This is a genomic window from Phormidesmis priestleyi ULC007, assembly GCF_001895925.1.
GTDB lineage: Bacteria > Cyanobacteriota > Cyanobacteriia > Leptolyngbyales > Leptolyngbyaceae > Phormidesmis_A > Phormidesmis_A priestleyi_A.
Window position 1 is genome coordinate 164,414 of sequence record NZ_MPPI01000001.1, and the last position, 17,337, is coordinate 181,750.

At 49.6% G+C, this 17,337-nt stretch carries 15 protein-coding genes; all 15 read left to right on the top strand.

Annotation, left to right across the window (positions count from 1 at the left end; genetic code table 11):
• Positions 1-3 precede the first annotated feature (3 nt).
• The 15 genes from BRW63_RS00730 (at position 4) to BRW63_RS00800 (ending at position 17,295) form a co-directional block, all read left to right on the top strand.
• Entirely contained in the window at positions 4-1,812 is a 1,809-nt protein-coding gene (locus tag BRW63_RS00730) for a mechanosensitive ion channel family protein (protein WP_073068998.1), read from the top strand.
• 268 nt (positions 1,813-2,080) lie between these two features.
• Positions 2,081-3,217: a response regulator gene (locus tag BRW63_RS00735; RefSeq protein WP_073068999.1), complete on the top strand. Its 1,137-nt coding sequence runs from the start codon at positions 2,081-2,083 to the stop codon at positions 3,215-3,217.
• A gap of 55 nt (positions 3,218-3,272) precedes the next feature.
• Complete coding sequence (locus tag BRW63_RS00740) at positions 3,273-8,390, top strand: PAS domain S-box protein (protein WP_073069000.1); 5,118 nt, start codon at positions 3,273-3,275, stop codon at positions 8,388-8,390.
• 294 nt (positions 8,391-8,684) lie between these two features.
• Positions 8,685-9,068, top strand: coding sequence for a response regulator (locus BRW63_RS00745; RefSeq protein ID WP_317615773.1), 384 nt, complete (start codon positions 8,685-8,687; stop codon positions 9,066-9,068).
• 85 nt (positions 9,069-9,153) lie between these two features.
• Positions 9,154-9,369, top strand: a complete 216-nt coding sequence (locus BRW63_RS00750; protein WP_073069001.1) for a hypothetical protein — start codon at positions 9,154-9,156, stop codon at positions 9,367-9,369.
• A 29-nt stretch (positions 9,370-9,398) separates the two neighbouring features.
• Positions 9,399-9,788 (top strand): response regulator, encoded by a 390-nt coding sequence (locus tag BRW63_RS00755; RefSeq protein WP_073069002.1) that lies wholly within the window; start codon positions 9,399-9,401, stop codon positions 9,786-9,788.
• Positions 9,789-9,870: 82 nt separating this feature from the next.
• Positions 9,871-10,365 carry a DUF1269 domain-containing protein gene (locus BRW63_RS00760; RefSeq protein ID WP_073069003.1) on the top strand — a complete coding sequence of 165 codons (495 nt, stop codon included), beginning with the start codon at positions 9,871-9,873 and terminating at the stop codon, positions 10,363-10,365.
• Positions 10,366-10,627: 262 nt separating this feature from the next.
• Complete coding sequence (locus tag BRW63_RS00765) at positions 10,628-11,080, top strand: hypothetical protein (RefSeq protein WP_073069004.1); 453 nt, start codon at positions 10,628-10,630, stop codon at positions 11,078-11,080.
• 95 nt (positions 11,081-11,175) lie between these two features.
• Entirely contained in the window at positions 11,176-12,651 is a 1,476-nt protein-coding gene (locus BRW63_RS00770) for a basic amino acid/polyamine antiporter (RefSeq protein ID WP_073069005.1), read from the top strand.
• A 31-nt stretch (positions 12,652-12,682) separates the two neighbouring features.
• Positions 12,683-12,850: a hypothetical protein gene (locus BRW63_RS00775; protein WP_181314305.1), complete on the top strand. Its 168-nt coding sequence runs from the start codon at positions 12,683-12,685 to the stop codon at positions 12,848-12,850.
• A gap of 109 nt (positions 12,851-12,959) precedes the next feature.
• Positions 12,960-14,240 (top strand): arginine deiminase, encoded by a 1,281-nt coding sequence (arcA, locus tag BRW63_RS00780; protein WP_073069007.1) that lies wholly within the window; start codon positions 12,960-12,962, stop codon positions 14,238-14,240.
• Between the two features lie 41 nt (positions 14,241-14,281).
• Positions 14,282-14,713, top strand: coding sequence for a DUF6325 family protein (locus BRW63_RS00785; RefSeq protein WP_073069278.1), 432 nt, complete (start codon positions 14,282-14,284; stop codon positions 14,711-14,713).
• A gap of 26 nt (positions 14,714-14,739) precedes the next feature.
• Positions 14,740-15,096: an SHOCT domain-containing protein gene (locus BRW63_RS00790; RefSeq protein WP_073069008.1), complete on the top strand. Its 357-nt coding sequence runs from the start codon at positions 14,740-14,742 to the stop codon at positions 15,094-15,096.
• Between the two features lie 297 nt (positions 15,097-15,393).
• The gene (locus BRW63_RS00795) at positions 15,394-16,197 is read left to right on the top strand and encodes a cyanophycinase (protein ID WP_073069279.1); all 804 of its coding nucleotides are present in this window, start codon (positions 15,394-15,396) and stop codon (positions 16,195-16,197) included.
• 9 nt (positions 16,198-16,206) lie between these two features.
• Entirely contained in the window at positions 16,207-17,295 is a 1,089-nt protein-coding gene (locus BRW63_RS00800) for a M14 family metallopeptidase (protein WP_073069009.1), read from the top strand.
• Positions 17,296-17,337 lie beyond the last annotated feature (42 nt).

Below are 17,337 nucleotides of genomic sequence, written 5' to 3' on the forward strand. Positions count from 1 at the left end.
GTTATGGCTACAGCGATCGCATCTATGTTCAACCGTCAATGGAAAAGAACCCGTCTGCTGCGCCCATTCATTGCGTGCAGCATCGCGATACTCATTGTGTTGATGAATCCCGCGATCGCCCGATCGATCCCCCTGGGGCAATTGCCATCCTTGACGACCCCAAGCGGAACACAGCCCCTTCCCAACGGGGTCGAACGGCGAGGCACCCTAGAATCTACTGAGGTGCGCCTAGACGGGAAAGAATTGTTTAGAATTGCTTCTCCGGCTGTGCTCAATCGCAGCGAACCCGGTAGCCAGGTTCCCGTCGAAGTTCGCGCCACGCAGATAGAACGCAATCTGGAACAACTGGTCACTGGTAATGGATTGTCGGACAAGGAGGTGCTGAACCCCAACACATTCCAGGTTTTGAGCGAAACCGTGAATGGGCTGCCTGTTTTATCTGTCAAAGATGCCACCTTGTCTGAAGCAAAGGTTTTGCTAACAGTGACCGATACAGATGCTCAATATGCTTCAATCAGCAAAGACCTATTGGCAACCCGATGGAAAGAGATTCTAGAGCGAGAACTCCGGCAGGCGCTAGAACTACGCCAACCCGAAGCCTTGCAGCAACAAGTTTCTACAGTGATCAAAGTCTTGGTTGCAACCTTGCTATTGACGCTGGTGTTAGGGACGGCGTGGGCATTTTTTAGCCGACGCAGACAACAACTTGAGCAACACCAGGTAGCAGAGTCTGCAATGATTCACGCCCACGAGCTTCACATTCCAGAACTTGCTGTAGAACCATCGGATACAAATCAAGGGCTGCAACTGTTTCAAGGACTGCGCCATCATTTCAGCCTACAGCGACGACTGCAAATGGTTCAGTTTTTGCAATGGTTTCTGTTTTGGGCGATCGCCCTGATCTGGGTGGTTGGGGTTGCTTACAGTCTCAATGCCTTTCCCCAAACGCGCCAGTTTGCTAAAAAGGTTGTTACGATTCCTATTGTGATTTTGATCACCTGGTTTGTAACGGGGTTAACGAATCGGCTGACCGATTTGCTCGTTGATCAGTTCATCCAAAATCGGGAGCAGGAACAATCTTTGACTGAAGCGAATCTGCAACGGATCGCCACGATCGCCAACGTGGTCAAAGGGTTAAAAATGGTTGTGGTTTACATGGTCGCGATCCTTTGGGTGCTCCAATGGTTGAACTTAGTGCCAGGTTCGGTTCTGACGTTAGGGGCGTTGCTTGCACTGGCAGTTTCGTTCGCAGCACAAAGTCTGGTCAAAGATCTCGTCAATGGCTTCCTGATTTTGCTCGAAGATCAGTTTCGGATTGGAGACAATATCAGAGTTGCCGATATCTCTGGAATGGTGGAAAATCTGAACCTGCGGGTTACTCAGATTCGCAGTGACGAAGGTAATTTGATTACTCTACCCAATAGCTTAATCGCCAAGGTGGAAAACAGGTCACGCACTTGGGCCCGCACCGATTTTCGCATTGAAGTCGCTTATAACACTGATGTCGATCGCGCCCTCGCCGTAGTTCGCGAAACGGTCGATCGTATGGCACAAGATCCAGCATGGCAATCTGTGATCCTGGATACCCACGAATTGTTTGGGGTTGAGCAGATTTCCCATACTGGAATCGTGATCCGAATCTTGATTAAAACCGCTCCGCTCAAACAGTGGAACACTGCGCGAGAATTGCGTCGTCGTCTCAAAATTGACTTCGATCGCAACCACATCCAAATTGGCATTCCTCAACAAGTTGTCATGGAAAACGGTTTTAGCGAACCCAGCACTGTTGAGCGTTCACAAGCAGTTGAGTAGCGATAGCAATCCTATTTCAGTTGTCAGACTGGGATAGGCTTCTAGCCTGTACGGGCAAGATGCCCATCCCACCATTCATTTAGGACGGCTATCTCTCAAGCATCAAGGTAACCATTTTTACCTCTGCAAGGGGTTGAATTCCCTTGTGTGATAGAGTACGGGAGTGGTAATATCTTCTCGACCATCCGCAAGTCTCACCCGATCGATGATCATCGGGCAGAACGCTCTTTATTTCAAATTAGGCAAGGTTCGCCGGAGAGAGTTCGCAATGAAGATCCTTTTTATAGAAGACGATCAACCGACTAGTGAATTGATCTCCGCAACGCTCTCTGCTCATCGTTATGCTGTGGATACGATCGCAGATGGATCAGTCGGGCTAGAACTGGCAACCCAATGGAGTTACGACCTGATTCTCTTAGATGTTTTGATCCCCACGTTAAATGGAATTGAAGTTTGCCGTCGCCTCCGCGCTCAGGGCTGTCAAACTCCAATTTTGATGCTAACCACAAAAGACGCAGACGAAGATGTCATTGCCGGACTAGATGCGGGTGCCGATGACTATGTAGCCAAGTCTTGTGCCCCCTCTCAGCTACTAGCGCGAGTGCGAGCACTTTTGCGGCGTGGGGGAAATGCTGCATCGGCCCCCGTGTTGACCTGGGAACTACTTTGCCTTGATCCCGCTTTGGCTCAGGTTACTTACAATCACGAACCGATCGCCCTCCGACCCAAAGAATATAGCCTACTAGAACTATTTCTTCGCCCTCCTCAACGTATCCTCAGCCGCAGTAACATTATTGATCACCTGTGGTCGATGGAGGAAACTCCGGTTGAAGGTTCTGTCACCAATTTGATTAAAGACTTGCGACAACGGTTGAAGTCTTCAGGCATGGTGACTGACATGATTGAGACAGTATATGGGTTGGGATATCGGTTAAAAGCAGCACCAATAGAGGATAGGAAGACACTGGGGCGCAAGGATAAAGAGACAGCAAGAGATCAGGGAGAAATTGCCTCGCACCCAGTTTTGGCAGTAGATTGGGATCACGGGCAGGCTAGAGAGCAGCGGGGCGTGATGGCAATTCAGCAAATTGCCGAGCGATTTCACGTATCGCTAGAGCAGCGATTCACCGTGTTAGAAACAGCGGAGCGATCGTTGCAAGCAGGCAATTTTAGTTTGAAGCAACGCCAAGCCGCGCAAACAGAAGCGCACAAACTGGCAGGAGGGTTAGGAACGTTTGGCTATGTCAAAGCTTCGGAGGTCGCACAAGCCATTGAACGCTTGTTAGAAAACGAGTCGAGCCAGAAAACGCGATTAGCAGATCAGTTGTGTCAATTGCTGGAGGAGTTGAAGCACGAGTTAGCTAAACCGATAATGAGTGACGTATCGGGCTGCAACTTGGTTTGAGATACCGATTCAGTCTGATATAAGTTGTTTATTCTCTTAGCGTTAAGCATTCTTCATGCCGATCGCCCTGCCCCAAACCCTCCGCCGCTTGATAGCAAACGTCCCTCTGCATGAGGTACTAGTAGTTCCCTTTGTGTTGCAAACGGTGGCAGCGGTGGCACTAGTGGGTTACCTATCTTACCGGAGTGGACAAGAGTCTGTGGCTGATTTGGGGCAGCGATTAGTTGCAGAGACAAACGAGCGGGTGACACAAGAACTCAAGACCTATCTGCAAACACCCCTATTGATTAATCGGTTGAATGTCGATGCCGTCAATCAGGGGCAGATTGATCCCCAAGATGTTCCAGCCCTGGAAGCTGCTTTGTTTAATCGGTTGCAGCAATTTGATCAGGTATCGGCGGTTCTATTTGCTAATCCGCAAGGCACGTTTAGAGTGGTTGAACGATTGCCAGAGTTGCATTTGGTCGTTGCCGATCCCCCTCGTCCAGACAAAATGCTGGTTTACCGTCTAGACAACCAGGGCAAACGGGGGCAACTTGTCTACACTGAAAATGGTCTGGATATTCATGATCGCCCCTGGTATAAACGAGCCGTCAAAACGGGTCAGCCTGGATGGGCACCGATTTCTCAGTATGGTTCTTTGGAAGCGCTAACCTTAAACACCTCCCAACCTGTTTATGATCCCATCACGAAGCGCCTGTTGGGAGTTTTCACAGTCCATACTCAGCTAGATTATTTGAGTAAGGTTCTCCAGCGCTTGGATATCAGCCGCTTTGGTCGAGTCATGATCACCGATCAAGGCGGTGCCCTGATCGCCACGTCTCTACAAGAGAAACTCTATAAAGTCGGGGCTGGAACAGGCGTTCACAAACAGCTTAAGCAACTAACCCTTGATCAAAGTCGGGATGATTTGACGCGATCGCTAGGTGAATATTTGCGCGATCGCCCAGGCACGTTGAGATCTCTAGATAAACCCCAATACCTAGAATTTAGTTACAAAGGTGAACTGCAAAACGTCAAAATCACGCCCTTTCAAGATCAGTACGGGCTGAATTTGCAAGTTGTGACGGTAATTCCGAAGTCCCATTTCATGGCAGCCATTCAGGACAATACGTACATAACAGTTTTATTCTCTCTGCTGACTCTCGGCGCGGCGATCTCGCTGGGGCTGCTCACTGCCCACTATCTCACCGCCCGCTTTGCCCAATTAAATCGGGTTAGTCGAGAACTGGCAGCAGGCAATCTCAATCAACGCTTGCCCACCAATACCCCAATCTACGAGTTAAACAGTCTGGCGCAGACATTTAACCAAATGGCAGACCAACTGCAACAGTCTTTCGATCGCATCAAAACAGCCCTGGCAGAATCAGAGGAAAAATTCACCATCATCTTTCACTCCAGCCCTGACCTAATTGCCCTTTCAACGTTGGCAGAAGAACGCTGTGTAGAAGCCAACGAAAGCTTTTTGGATGTGCTGGAATATTCGCGTGAGGAGTTGATCGGGCAGCGGTTTCTGGATCTCGGAATTTGGGGCGACCTGGACGATCGTGCCCATTTCCACGAAGTGTTGCAGCAGAACGGTTGTGTCCGTAATCTGGAAGTGCATAGCCAGACTCGATCGGGACAAATTAAAACGGTACTGTTATCTGCCGAACTGATTGAAATCAACAGCGAAATCTATGTGCTGGGCATTGGCAGGGATATTAGCGATCGCAAACAAATTGAAGAACAACTGCATAAAACTGAACAATGGTTGCATCAATACAATCAACTATCACCGGGTAACATCTACACACTTGTGCAAGAACCGACGGGACATACCTGGTTTGAATACATGAGTTCAGCAGTAGAGATCATTCATGAAGTAGATGCAGAGCAAATTTTGCAAGATGCCAGCATATTATTGAATGCCATCCATCCTGATGATCAGGGCAGTTATCGGGATGCAGTGAGCGAGAGTATGCAAACCCTCAATCTATTTAGTCACCAGTGGCGCATTATTCCTCCGTCTGGTCAGATTAAATGGCTACAAGGCAATTCTCAACCTGAGCGGCGACAGAACGGTGCGACTGCTTGGCATGGAGTGGTCGTAGATATCACCGATCGCAAACAAGCAGAAGAGACGCTGAGACAGAGCGAAACCCTCAATCGCACCATTCTGAATGCCTTACCAGATTTAATCATTCGGATGCATCGAGATGGAACCTACTTAGACTTCAAGCCCACAAAGGCTTTTCCGATCGCCTTTCCAAATTTAAGAAGAGGGGAAAACATTCGCAATATTCTGCCACTCGAAGCGGCAGAACAGCGCCTGACCGCTGCGATCACAGCCTTGCAAACCGGAGAAATCCAGGTCTATGAGTTTCCACTCTGGGTTGAAGGACAGTATCTCTGGCAAGAAGCCAGGATTGTGCCGCTTGACACCGACGAAGTGCTAGTCGTGATTCGAGATTTGACCCAACGCAACCAGATAGAAGCCGCTTTGCAACTGAGCGAAGCCCGCTATCGCAGCATCATCGAAGATCAAACAGAGCTGATCTGCCGATATCAGCCAGATGGCACAATCACCTTTGTGAATGAAGCTTACTGTCGCTATTTTGGGCTAGACCCAGAAAAGGCGGTTGGGAGCCGTTATCAGCCTGTAATTTTTGCAGCAGACCAAGATCGGGTCGCTCAACTGATCAACTCTATGAGCTTAGAGAATCCTACAGTAACCATTGAAAATCGGGCTTTCTCTCATGGAGAAATTCGTTGGACTCAGTGGAACTGTCGAGCCATCTTCGATCAACAAGGGCGCTTCATTGAATACCATTCTGTTGGCTGGGATATCACCGAACGCAAACAAGCAGAAGCGGCTCTGCAAGCCAGTGAAAACCGCTTCCGGCAATTAGCAGAAACCGTGCAGGAGGGGTTTTTTGTTTTTGAAATAGCATCTTGTCACTACTCCTACGTGAATCCTGCCTATGAAGCCATTATTGGAACATCACCCCAATCTTCCGACCAAGGGATGTCTCATTGGCTGGACAATATTCACCCCGACGATCGCGATCGCATCCAAGAAAAGCTACAGCGAGAAAATCAAGGCGAAAACTTTAATGAAGAGTATCGTTTCATCTGCCCGAATGATGAAATACGCTGGCTGCAATCGCAAGCATTCCCTCTGCGAGACGAGTCTGGAGCCATTGTTCGAGTGGTGGGTACGGTAGAGGATATTAGCGATCGCAAACGGGCTGAGATTGCGCTGCAAGAAAGTCAAGCTCGTTTTCAGGAGATTGCTCAAACTGTCAACCAGGTAGTCTATGTGATATCTGTCACGACAGGACAGTATCTCTACATCAGTCCGTCTTACGAAAAACTATGGGGCTACTCCTGCGAGAGCCTTTATCAAAATCCAAGCTCCTGGCTCGATCGGATTCATCCTGAAGATTTAGAGTATGTTTTGTGGGGGTTCAATCAGTTACTCTCTGGCAACCAGGCGCGCCTCCAATACCGCATCGCTTGCTCAGATGGCGAAGTTCGGTGGATTGAGTCAGAATCTTTGGTTGTGCACGACGAGAACGGAAACCCTTTACGAGTTGTGGGGTTGGCAGAAGATATTACCGATCGCAAACAAGCCGAAGCCGAAATTCAGCAGCTTAACCAGCAACTGACCCGCCGGGTTAGCGAGCTACAAACCCTGTTTGAGGTGCTGCCCATTGGCGTAGCAATCGGGGAAGACCCAGAGTGCCGAGTCGCTCACGTCAATCCCTGCTTATCTGAACTGCTGAAAGTTCCTCTTGGCGAGAATGCTTCCCCCAGTGCATCGGCTGACGATCGTCCCGCTTATCGAGTCTATAGAGAGGGTCAAGAACTGTCTGCCGAAAACCTACCGATGCAGTATGCGGCAGCCCATAACGTTGAAGTGAGGGATGAAGTAGTTGACATTGTGCGTCTAGACGGAACCGTGGTTCAGTTGCTCTCTTATGCCTCTCCATTGCTCGATGAGCAGGGCAAAGTCAGAGGCGTGATTGGGGGGTTTGTAGACATTACCGAGCGCAAACAGACTGAAGCAGCGCTACGCGCCAGTGAAGAACTATTCCGTAATGCGTTTGACGATGCCCCGATCGGGGTTTCTCTGGTTTCATCGACAGGGCAGTTTCGGAAAGTGAATGCTTGCTATTGTGACATAGTTGGATATCCCGAAGCAGAGCTATTAGAACTGAATTTTCAGGATATTACGCATCCAGCAGATCTAGAGACAGATCTGGAGGGGTTTCGGCAAATGCTGTCAGGTGAGACCCCTTCTTTTCAAATAGAAAAACGATATATCACCAAACGAGGAACAATCGTGCCAGTGCTCGTCAATGCAGCACCCGTTCGAGATCACAATGGACAACTGCTCTACGTCGTGGCACACATTCAAGACATTCGCGATCGGCTGAAAATTGAACGCATGAAAAACGAGTTTGTTTCGATTATTAGCCACGAACTTCGCACGCCATTAACCTCGATTCGAGGTGCTCTCGGCATTTTGGGCACAGGTGTTTTCGACGATCGACCCGAAAAAGCCAAACACATGCTGCAAGTTGCGATTAATAACAGCGAGCGCCTCGTGCGTCTGGTCGATGATATTCTCAGTTTAGAACGGTTAGAGTCGGGCAAAGTTCAGCTTGCGATGGAGGGCTGCCAGTTGACTGACCTGATGCAACAGGCAGTCGATAGCATTCAATCGATCGCCGATCAGTCAGCCATTACCCTTTCGCTCACTTCCCTCTCGATCATCGTTCGGGTCGCCCCCGATGCCATTCTTCAAACCCTGATCAACCTGTTGAGCAATGCTATCAAGTTTTCATCTCCAGGCGATACAGTTTGGCTAAAGGCTGAAATGGAGAATGGAGAACGGAGGATGGGGAATGGGAAAACGATTTCTATCCCGACTCCCTACCTCCTTTTCTCGATCGCTGACCAAGGTCGTGGCATTCCGCCAGACAAACTCGAAATGATTTTTGAAGAGTTCCAGCAGGTAGATATGTCCGATTCTCGCGAAAAAGGGGGAACCGGATTGGGATTGGCGATTTGCAAAAAAATTGTGCAACAACACGGCGGACAAATTTGGGCAGAGAGCAGTTTGGGTAAAGAAAGCATCTTTTACTTCACGTTGCCTTTGACTGGGAACAATGAACACCCTATATGAATCTGAACAGCCCTCGCCAACCCTTCACCCCAAGGAGAAAGGAGCCAGAACTCTCTTGTTCCCTCTCCTTGGGGCTACTGTGTGTACACAAATTGTTTAAGCTCGGATTGGCTGGGGATTTGCCCCCTAAATCCCCATTCTGGGAGACTTTGACCCCAGACTCTCAGTTTCAAAGTCCCCCAATTTTAGGGGATTTAGGGGGCAGAAGCCGCTCACAACGAAGCGAAAGGACTTATGTATACACGGTAGTTGGGGAGAGGGCTAGGGTGAGGGAAGATTCGTGCAGGAGATCTAATGAACGTGACTAAGCGGATTCTAATTGTGGATGATGAAGAAGATATTCGCGAGGTCGTGCGGGTATCGCTAGAAGAATTTGCAGGCTGGCTGACGGTCACGGCTACATCCGGTGTTGAAGGCTTGCAGATTGCCCAGACTCAAACCCTAGATGCCATTCTGTTAGATATCTCAATGCCAGATATGGATGGTTTTCAGATGTGCGAAGAACTTCAGGCAGATCCTAAAACTCAGAAGATTCCAGTGATTGTGTTAACGGCTAAAGTGTTGCCCAACGATCGCCGCCGATTAACAGATTTAGACGTTGCAGGGGTGATCACAAAGCCCTTCGACCCGATGACCATTTGGAGAAAAGTCGCCGGAATCCTGGGATGGAGAGTATAAAAACATTCTTTCATATCAGCTTCATATTTTTTTGGTCTAATCTAAAAGACAAATCAACCCAGTGACTTACAAAGTTACTTCCGTCATGTTCAGCGATGACTTATCCAAAGTTAGCCGTGTTGAAGTTGCGACCCATGTTTTAAGTGAAGCTTTACAAAAGCTGCACGAGCATGATTATGCATCTGCACAGGTTATGGTCGCGATCGCCAGACAAGCTTTGGAGGATCTGCAATTGGATCTCGATCGTCATTTTCAGATTGAAGGAATGCTCCAAAAGCTTCTCAAACAATCATTCCAGTGAAGGCTGTCCTCACTAATGGCAGGTTATTCATGTCTACTAAATCAATTCTATTGATTGAGCATGAAGCCAGCATCCGAGAAGTTTTACACACTTCTTTGAGCGAGTTTGGGGGCTGGAGGGTTACTCTATCGGACTCGATTCAAGAGGGCGTTAATTTGTGTATGATTACCTACCCTGATGCCATTTTGCTGGACGCTTCTACTTCAGAAACAGATGCCCTCATATTTATTGAGCAACTGAAGCGACACTCAATGACTCGATCTATTCCAATTTTGCTGATTACTGCTAGAGCCAGTTGGTTTACCTCAAACCAGCTTCAGCAAATGGGATTTGCCGGAGCAATCACAAAACCGTTCAATCCTTCTACTTTACCCGCTCAAGTTTCTCGCTTGCTTGGTTGGAGTAATGGAGATCTATAGCAAGCCTATCTGACATCTAGATAGCTGTTTGATATAGGCAAACCAACTCATTAACATTTGACGACTAAACTAGGAGAAAACCATGTCAACATTAACCGTCTGGAAATTCAATACTGCTACTGGTGCAGAGAATGCGCTGACGAAGTTAGGAGACTTACAAAAACAGCAGATCGTGCAAGTTTTAGATGCCGCGATCGTCTCTTGGCCCCAGGGGCGGAAAAGCCCTAAAACCAACCAGGCCTTCAATACGGTTGGAGCGGGTGCGCTGGGCGGTGCATTCTGGGGAATGTTGTTTGGTCTCCTGTTTTTTGCTCCTTTATTAGGGGTGATAGTGGGTGCCACAGCAGGCGCGATTTCAGGTAAGTTTACTGACTATGGCATCAGTGACAATTTCATTCAAGATGTGCAAAGCAAAGTCACGGAAGGCACTTCTGCCCTGTTTTTGTTGACGGGCCAGGTGACTGTTGACAAGGTTAGTGCCGCTTTTGCACCCGAAGAAAAAGGTGAATTGATTCAATCCAACCTATCGACCGAGCAAGAAACCAAACTGCGCGAAGACTTTGGTTCAGAAGTGTAGTTGATTGTTCCTTAACGTCAGTTTGATAGAAGTGGTTCGCTTCGATTGTGAAGTCGGAGAGCTGCCTAAATCCCCCAATTTTGGGAGACTTCAAGCCAAAATCTCCGGTTCAAAGTCCCCCATTCTGGGGGATTTAGGGGGCAGAAGCCGCTGACAACGAAGCGAGAAAACTCGTCGAACTGACGTTTACTTAGATCTGCTTCCTAAACAAAAACTTAGGAGGCACTGATTTTCTGTTTTGTAATTTCGAGGAGTCACAACCATGAAAAAGCTTTTAACCCTTGCGACCGGACTTTCTGTAGCGACAGCAGCCGTGATGTTGCAACCCACGCAGGCACAAGCACTACCCGCTGCGCCCGCAACCTGCGTTTACCTCAGAGAAATTTCTACCGGACAACGCGCAGTTCGGCAGATCATTGCTCTCAACAACTCTAATGCCAACACTGATTTTGCGGTGCCTACAGGGAGGAGTTTTAGCAGTTATGTTGCCAAACTCATCCCTGAAAATAATTCGCGCTATACGGCAGAAGTGAATCTTAAGTATAACGACGGCTCATCGTCACGAGCGGTGTCGCGCACGATCGAGGCAAGGCGCTTTTACCTCTACAACCAGCCCTTTCGACCCCCGACAAATCGGCAGCCTTTCCAGATCAACACCCGAATCACAGGCAGTCGCAATACTGCCTATCAAGTTTTTGTTTTAGCGTGCCCGTAAGCGCCATTGCTACTGTTTTACCTTCATCTCATCCGTGAAAGCCGAGTGATTCAAAGGTTGACAGTATGGCATCTAGCAGTACATAGGAGCATTGTATGGCATCAGAACAGAACTACAATACGGCATCAGAACAGTCTCCTAGCCTAGCATCAGATAAGCAAACGCTTTCTGTCGCGGCACTCACTGCACTGGTCGTTGGTTCGATGGTGGGCGCGGGCATCTTTACCATCCCTTCCGCGTTTGGCCGCGCAACCGGAGTATTGGGTGGGCTGATTGCCTGGGTGATCGCGGGTGTCGGTATGCTGATGCTGGCATTTGTCTTCCAAAATTTGGCACAACGCAAGCCCGATCTAGATTCGGGTATTTTCGCATACGCCAAAACCGGGTTTGGCAATTATATTGGGTTCCTTGCGGCGCTGGCTTTCTGGGCAAGTACCTGTGTAGGGAACACTTCTTACTTCGTCCTGATCAAATCGACCTTGGGGGAATTCTTTCCTGTATTTGGAGACGGCAACACGGTTACGGCGGTGTTTTTTGCATCGATCATTTTGTGGATTTTTCACTTTATGATCTTGCGGGGTGTCAAGCAGGCGACGGGGCTAAACACGATCGTCACGATCGCCAAGATTGTGCCGATCGTCATTTTTATCTTTGTCCTCTTATTCGCGTTCAAACCAGATATCTTTGCCGCAAATTTTTGGGGCGGTCAAGGCTATGATGCCGAGTCTTTATTCAGTCAGGTTCGCAACACGATGCTGGTCACCGTGTTTGTGTTTATCGGCATTGAAGGCGCAAGTGTCTACTCTCGCTATGCCGAGAAACGATCTGACGTGGGTGTCGCTACGGTGTTGGGATTTGTGGGGGTACTCTGTCTGCTGATCCTGGTTACGGTTTTGCCCTACGGGATTTTGCCACGAGCAGAACTGGGGGTATTGCGAAATCCGTCGATGGCAGGTTTATTTGAGTCGGTTGTGGGTCGCTGGGGTAACATATTCATCAGCCTCGGTCTGCTAGTCTCGGTACTCGGTGCCTTCCTGGCATGGACTCTGTTTGCCTCCGAGGTTCCGTTCATGGCTGCCAAAAGCAATCTCATGCCGAGTTTCCTAGCGCGGGAAAACAGCAATGGAGTACCCTCGGCATCGCTCTGGATGACCAATATTACGGTTCAGGCATTTTTGATTGCGACTCTGTTCAGTCAACAGGCATTCATCCTTGCCCTAGAGTTGACGAGTTCGCTGGCTTTGATTCCCTACCTGCTGGTTGCTGCCTTCGCGCTAAAACTGGCTTGGAGCGGAGAAACCTACGATCGCGATTCTCGCAACCGCACCAAGGAGTTAGTCATTGCTGCGATCGCCACGGCTTATTCTATCTTGATGATCTACGCAGGTGGTCTAGAGAAGTTATTGTTGTCGGGGCTAATCTTAGCGCCAGGAACAATTCTGTTCTTCATGGCCCGCCGGGAGCAGAACAGAAAAGTATTTACGTTCGGAGAGTGGTTCCTTTTCTCTCTGGCTACGATCGCGGCTCTTTCAGCCCTTTTTGCACTTTCGACAGGTCGGATCACTATCTAAACAGTGTGAGGGCGTTATGCCAAATGTGGCTATGGGTAAGGCAGTAGGGCGATCGCTGAGTCTATCCGTTCTGGCAAGCGGTAGTTTGTTATGGGAAAACTCTGCCTGGGCAATTGAGGATCTACCTACTGAAGTGGGTGCGATCGCTACTAGCCAAGATGAGGACATGAACCTCATGGAACAAGTCACCGTTTTTTAACTTAACAGTCCGCTGATGGATGCCAGAGACGGGAGAAGACCATTCCTACAGAGATCAATGAGAATCGTGAATGTAACACTCGGATCGAAATCTAATCAACGGAGTTATTATGACTGTCACAACCAATACTGCTACCACCAATCCAACTGCTGTTTCCTATGGTGTACACTCCGAAGTTGGCAAACTGCGAAAAGTAATGGTTTGCTCACCGGGTTTAGCCCATTCTCGTTTGACTCCCTCAAACTGCGACGATCTGCTATTTGATGACGTGCTGTGGGTAGATATGGCAAAGCGCGACCACGCTGACTTCGTGATGAAGATGCGCGGTCGCGGGGTCGAAGTCATTGAACTACACGAAATCCTGGCAGAAACCCTCGATATTCCAGAGGCAAAAAAATGGATCTTAGATCAGCAAATTGTCCCTAATGAGGTGGGGCTGGGGCTAGTTGAAGATGTGCGCGCCTTCTTAGAAAGCTTGAGTTCTCGTCACTTGGCTGAATACCTGATCGGCGGGCTTGCCATCTATGACATTCCCAAAGAGGCGGGTGGTGACTTCCTTCGGGCAGCGCAAGAAGCCAGCGGCGTGACTGGATACCTGCTGCCACCATTGCCCAATACCATCTTCACCCGCGATACGACCTGTTGGATTTACGGCGGTGTGACTCTGAACCCGCTCTACTGGCCGGCTCGCCATGAAGAAACCGTTCTCGCAACGGCGGTCTACAAGTTTCACCCTAGCTTTACTCAGGCGAAGTTTGAGGTTTGGTGGGGCGATCCTACTCAACATCACGGCTCTGCCACGTTTGAAGGGGGGGATGTGATGCCGATCGGCAATGGGGTTGTCCTAGTCGGCATGAGCGAACGCACTTCCCGTCAGGCAATTACTCAAGTGGCGGCGGCGTTGTTTGCTAAAGGAGCGGCAGAACGGGTGATTGTTGCCGGAATGCCTAAACTCCGCGCGGCGATGCACCTCGATACCGTGTTCACCTTCTGCGATCGCGATCTGGTTAGCCTGTATGCTGACATTATGAATCAGGTCACAACGTTCTCTCTGCGACCCAGTGACAAAGCACCGGGGTACGAGTTGACCAAAGACTCCGGTACTTTTGTTGATGTCGTTGCTTCATCGCTGGGGTTGAAGAAGATGCGCGTCGTGGAAACCCAGGGCAATGCTTACGCCAGAGAGCGGCAGCAGTGGGACAGCGGCAACAACTTTGTCTGCTTAGAACCCGGTGTGGTGGTTGCCTACGATCGCAATGTCTTGACCAACACGGCTCTCCGTAAAGAAGGCATCGAAGTCGTGACGATCGCGAGTTCTGAACTGGGACGCGGACGGGGCGGCGGACACTGTATGACCTGTCCCATCATTCGGGATGCGGTTGACTTTTAGTGCCACTCGTCGATCGAAGCTTAAAACTAGGAGAGCAAGTCATGTCTTTAGGTCCGGTTGAAATGCTGTGCGTCAAGTTTCCCAGCAACTTTATCAAAGACGAAATTTCGTCGGCATTGAAAGCGTTAGTGGAGAACAAGACGATTCGTATCATCGATATCCTCTTCATCAAGAAGAGTGATAATGGTGAAGTGACGATGACCGAAATTGATGAGATGGATGATGTTGATCACAGCCTATTAGATCCAATCATTGCCGACATTTCTGGGCTGATCGCTGAGGAAGATGTGCAACAGATCTCTCAATCTTTGGATAACAACTCGTTCGCAGCCCTAATGCTGTTTGAAAACATCTGGGCAACTGCATTCCGGGATGCGGTTTTGAATGCCGACGGTCAACTTTTACTCAGCGAACGAATTCCCAGCAGCGTGATTGATGAAGTCATAGCGGCTCAGACTCAGGTAACAGTATAAATTCTCTTTCTCTACAGGAGGCTCAAATGGTCAGAAGGCGAGGGGGTCGAGGTTTGTTAGGTACTGTGGCAAGAACAGCCGTGATCAGCAGTACCGCAACGGCGGCAAGCAGAGCAACGAGCGGCGCAATGAATCAGAGTGCGATTCAGGCGCAGCAAGAACAGGCAGCAAAGATACAGACTCAAGCCGAGATGGAGCAAATAAAAGCTCAACTTGCCGCTGTCCAATCTATGCAAGTCCAAGCGGCGGCAGTTCCAGCGGCACCAGCAGCACCAGCACAGACCGATCTGTTGGCTCAACTGACTCAACTGACGCAGCTTAAAGAGGCCGGCGCACTGTCTGAAGAAGAATTTCAGCTTGCCAAAGCAAAGATACTCGGTTAGTGCAACCCGTTTTTTGGAACGCGATCCTAACTATGTACACACAAGTGTTTAATCGTTCATTGCTGAGATCTTGCCCCCTAAATCTCCCAATCTGGGGGACTTTGAACTCGGAGTCTTGGCTTGAAGTCCCCCAATTTTGGGGGATTTAGGGGGCTGAAGCTGACTGAAACGGAGCGATAAACGACTTGTGTGTACACAGTAGTAGAAAGCGATCGAGTGGCAGGCATTGCACAACTTGCTCATCGATCCAAAAGATTGTTGAGTGCTGCAAGGGCAGACACATTGGGAGGAATCAGTATGGGTATTAAACCAACACACGGCGCTTTAGTGATCATTGGCGGTGCCGAAGATAGGGACGGCGATTGCGTAGTCTTGCGAGAATTTGTCAGATTGGCGGGTGGCATGAAAGCCCACATTGCGGTGATGACTGCTGCCACCGGACACCCCGAAGAAGTCGGGGAGGTTTACATCCGCGCGTTCAAGCGATTAGGTGCAGAATCGGTGGAAGTGGTGGGTACAGAGCGCCGCAAAGATTCCGAGTGCGAAGAAGGGATATACACGATCGAACAGGCAACTGGCATTTTCTTCACAGGGGGCGACCAATCGCGCATTGTGGAGTTTATCAAAGGTTCTCCTTTGTGCGATGCCATTCGTAAGCGGCATCAGGAGGGAGTCGTGATTGGCGGCACCAGTGCGGGTGCTGCTATGATGCCCGACGAAATGATTGTAGGCGGGGCATCTGTATCTAACCCTAGTATCAATGCGGTCAGCATGGCTCCCGGTATGGGCTTTTTACCCGACATTATGGTAGACCAGCACTTTGCTCAACGGGGTCGCCTGGGTCGCCTGCTGGCAGCTCTGGTGCTGCACCCTGCGGTACTCGGTCTGGGCATTGACGAAGACACCGCCATTATTGTCAAGGGCGATGAATTTGAGGTAGTTGGACAGGGCGCGATTACGGTTGTGGATGAATCAACCGCTACCCACAACAACCTGGAGGGATTGCTCAAAGATGAAGCGATCGCGCTCTGTGGAGTCAAGTTACACATTTTGCCGAGCGGCTATCGCTTCAACTTAAAAACGCACCTACCAGTGCTGTAGAAGGTGAGTATGACAACGCTAATCAGTTCTGAGAAGACGGTTTACACGGGCGATCAGATCCAGGGCGCACCTGTGATCAGTCAGTTGAATGTCAATGACCTCGAACCCGGTAAGACGCACCGCTTTTTCTTCCAGGGGGTACAGATGGGCACCGGACAGCATTGGTATGTTCCTGTAGTGGTTGCGAAAGGCGATCGCGATGGCAAGCGCATCTCGCTGACCGCTGGTGTACATGGTGATGAGTTGAGTCCGGTGAATGCAGTGCAGCGCATCATGGCGAGTCTCGATCCGGCAAAGATGTCGGGGACAGTGATTGCAATCTACGACCTCTCTCGCCCCGCTAAGGAGTATACACAGCGGATGTGGCCGACGGCTCAGAGCGGCGGCTCGTTAGTTGACCTCAATCGCGTGTGGCCCGGCGACGAAATAGGCGACAACGCACCGACCCGTCACGCGGGTATTCTCTGGAATCGTCTATTTAAGCACAACATTGATGTGGCACTCGACTATCATACAGGGGCGACTGGTGGTGATTTCACAATGTTCATCTTCGCTGATCTTCGCAAGCCAGAGATCCGACAGATAGCCGAATTGTTTCCGATCGAGCAGATCAAGAACGATCCCGGTGAAGACGGTACGCTCGAAATGGCGTTCGTCGATGCAGACATTCCAGTCATGACCATTGAGATCGGAGGGCCGCGAAGCTTCGATGCGCGAAAGATCGCGATGACTGTTGAAGGCAGCCTGAACGTACTCAAGCATTACAAACTGATTGACGGGAACATCGATCGCACGTCTAGGGAAGCCAGAACCTTCTTCGGCGACACGTTTGAAACTATCCGTTCCACGATGGGCGGCTACCTTGAGTTGTTGGTTGATCTGAGAGACAAAGTAACACCGGGTCAGAGAGTCGCGATTCAGCGCAATTCATTTGGCGATGTTGTTGCTGAGTATGCGGCGAGTGTGTCTGGGGAAGTTGCCACGATCGCGCGCGACGCACTCAGCGAACCAGGCTCACGGGTGATGCAGATCTTATACAACAGCATGGACTCGAAGCGCAATACTGATATCTGCCACGAACCCGGAGACGACTATTAATTCCTATTTTCAGTCATTCAACTTGTCTACAATTTATCTACT

Bases quoted from the DNA above. Each gene is read 5' to 3' on its own strand.
- BRW63_RS00730 (WP_073068998.1), top strand. From the start codon at position 4: ATGGCTACAGCGATCGCATCTATGTTCAACCGTCAATGGAAAAGAACC.
- BRW63_RS00735 (WP_073068999.1), top strand. From the start codon at position 2,081: ATGAAGATCCTTTTTATAGAAGACGATCAACCGACTAGTGAATTGATC.
- BRW63_RS00740 (WP_073069000.1), top strand. From the start codon at position 3,273: ATGCCGATCGCCCTGCCCCAAACCCTCCGCCGCTTGATAGCAAACGTC.
- BRW63_RS00745 (WP_317615773.1), top strand. From the start codon at position 8,685: ATGAACGTGACTAAGCGGATTCTAATTGTGGATGATGAAGAAGATATT.
- BRW63_RS00750 (WP_073069001.1), top strand. From the start codon at position 9,154: ATGTTCAGCGATGACTTATCCAAAGTTAGCCGTGTTGAAGTTGCGACC.
- BRW63_RS00755 (WP_073069002.1), top strand. From the start codon at position 9,399: ATGTCTACTAAATCAATTCTATTGATTGAGCATGAAGCCAGCATCCGA.
- BRW63_RS00760 (WP_073069003.1), top strand. From the start codon at position 9,871: ATGTCAACATTAACCGTCTGGAAATTCAATACTGCTACTGGTGCAGAG.
- BRW63_RS00765 (WP_073069004.1), top strand. From the start codon at position 10,628: ATGAAAAAGCTTTTAACCCTTGCGACCGGACTTTCTGTAGCGACAGCA.
- BRW63_RS00770 (WP_073069005.1), top strand. From the start codon at position 11,176: ATGGCATCAGAACAGAACTACAATACGGCATCAGAACAGTCTCCTAGC.
- BRW63_RS00775 (WP_181314305.1), top strand. From the start codon at position 12,683: ATGGGTAAGGCAGTAGGGCGATCGCTGAGTCTATCCGTTCTGGCAAGC.
- arcA (WP_073069007.1), top strand. From the start codon at position 12,960: ATGACTGTCACAACCAATACTGCTACCACCAATCCAACTGCTGTTTCC.
- BRW63_RS00785 (WP_073069278.1), top strand. From the start codon at position 14,282: ATGTCTTTAGGTCCGGTTGAAATGCTGTGCGTCAAGTTTCCCAGCAAC.
- BRW63_RS00790 (WP_073069008.1), top strand. From the start codon at position 14,740: ATGGTCAGAAGGCGAGGGGGTCGAGGTTTGTTAGGTACTGTGGCAAGA.
- BRW63_RS00795 (WP_073069279.1), top strand. From the start codon at position 15,394: ATGGGTATTAAACCAACACACGGCGCTTTAGTGATCATTGGCGGTGCC.
- BRW63_RS00800 (WP_073069009.1), top strand. From the start codon at position 16,207: ATGACAACGCTAATCAGTTCTGAGAAGACGGTTTACACGGGCGATCAG.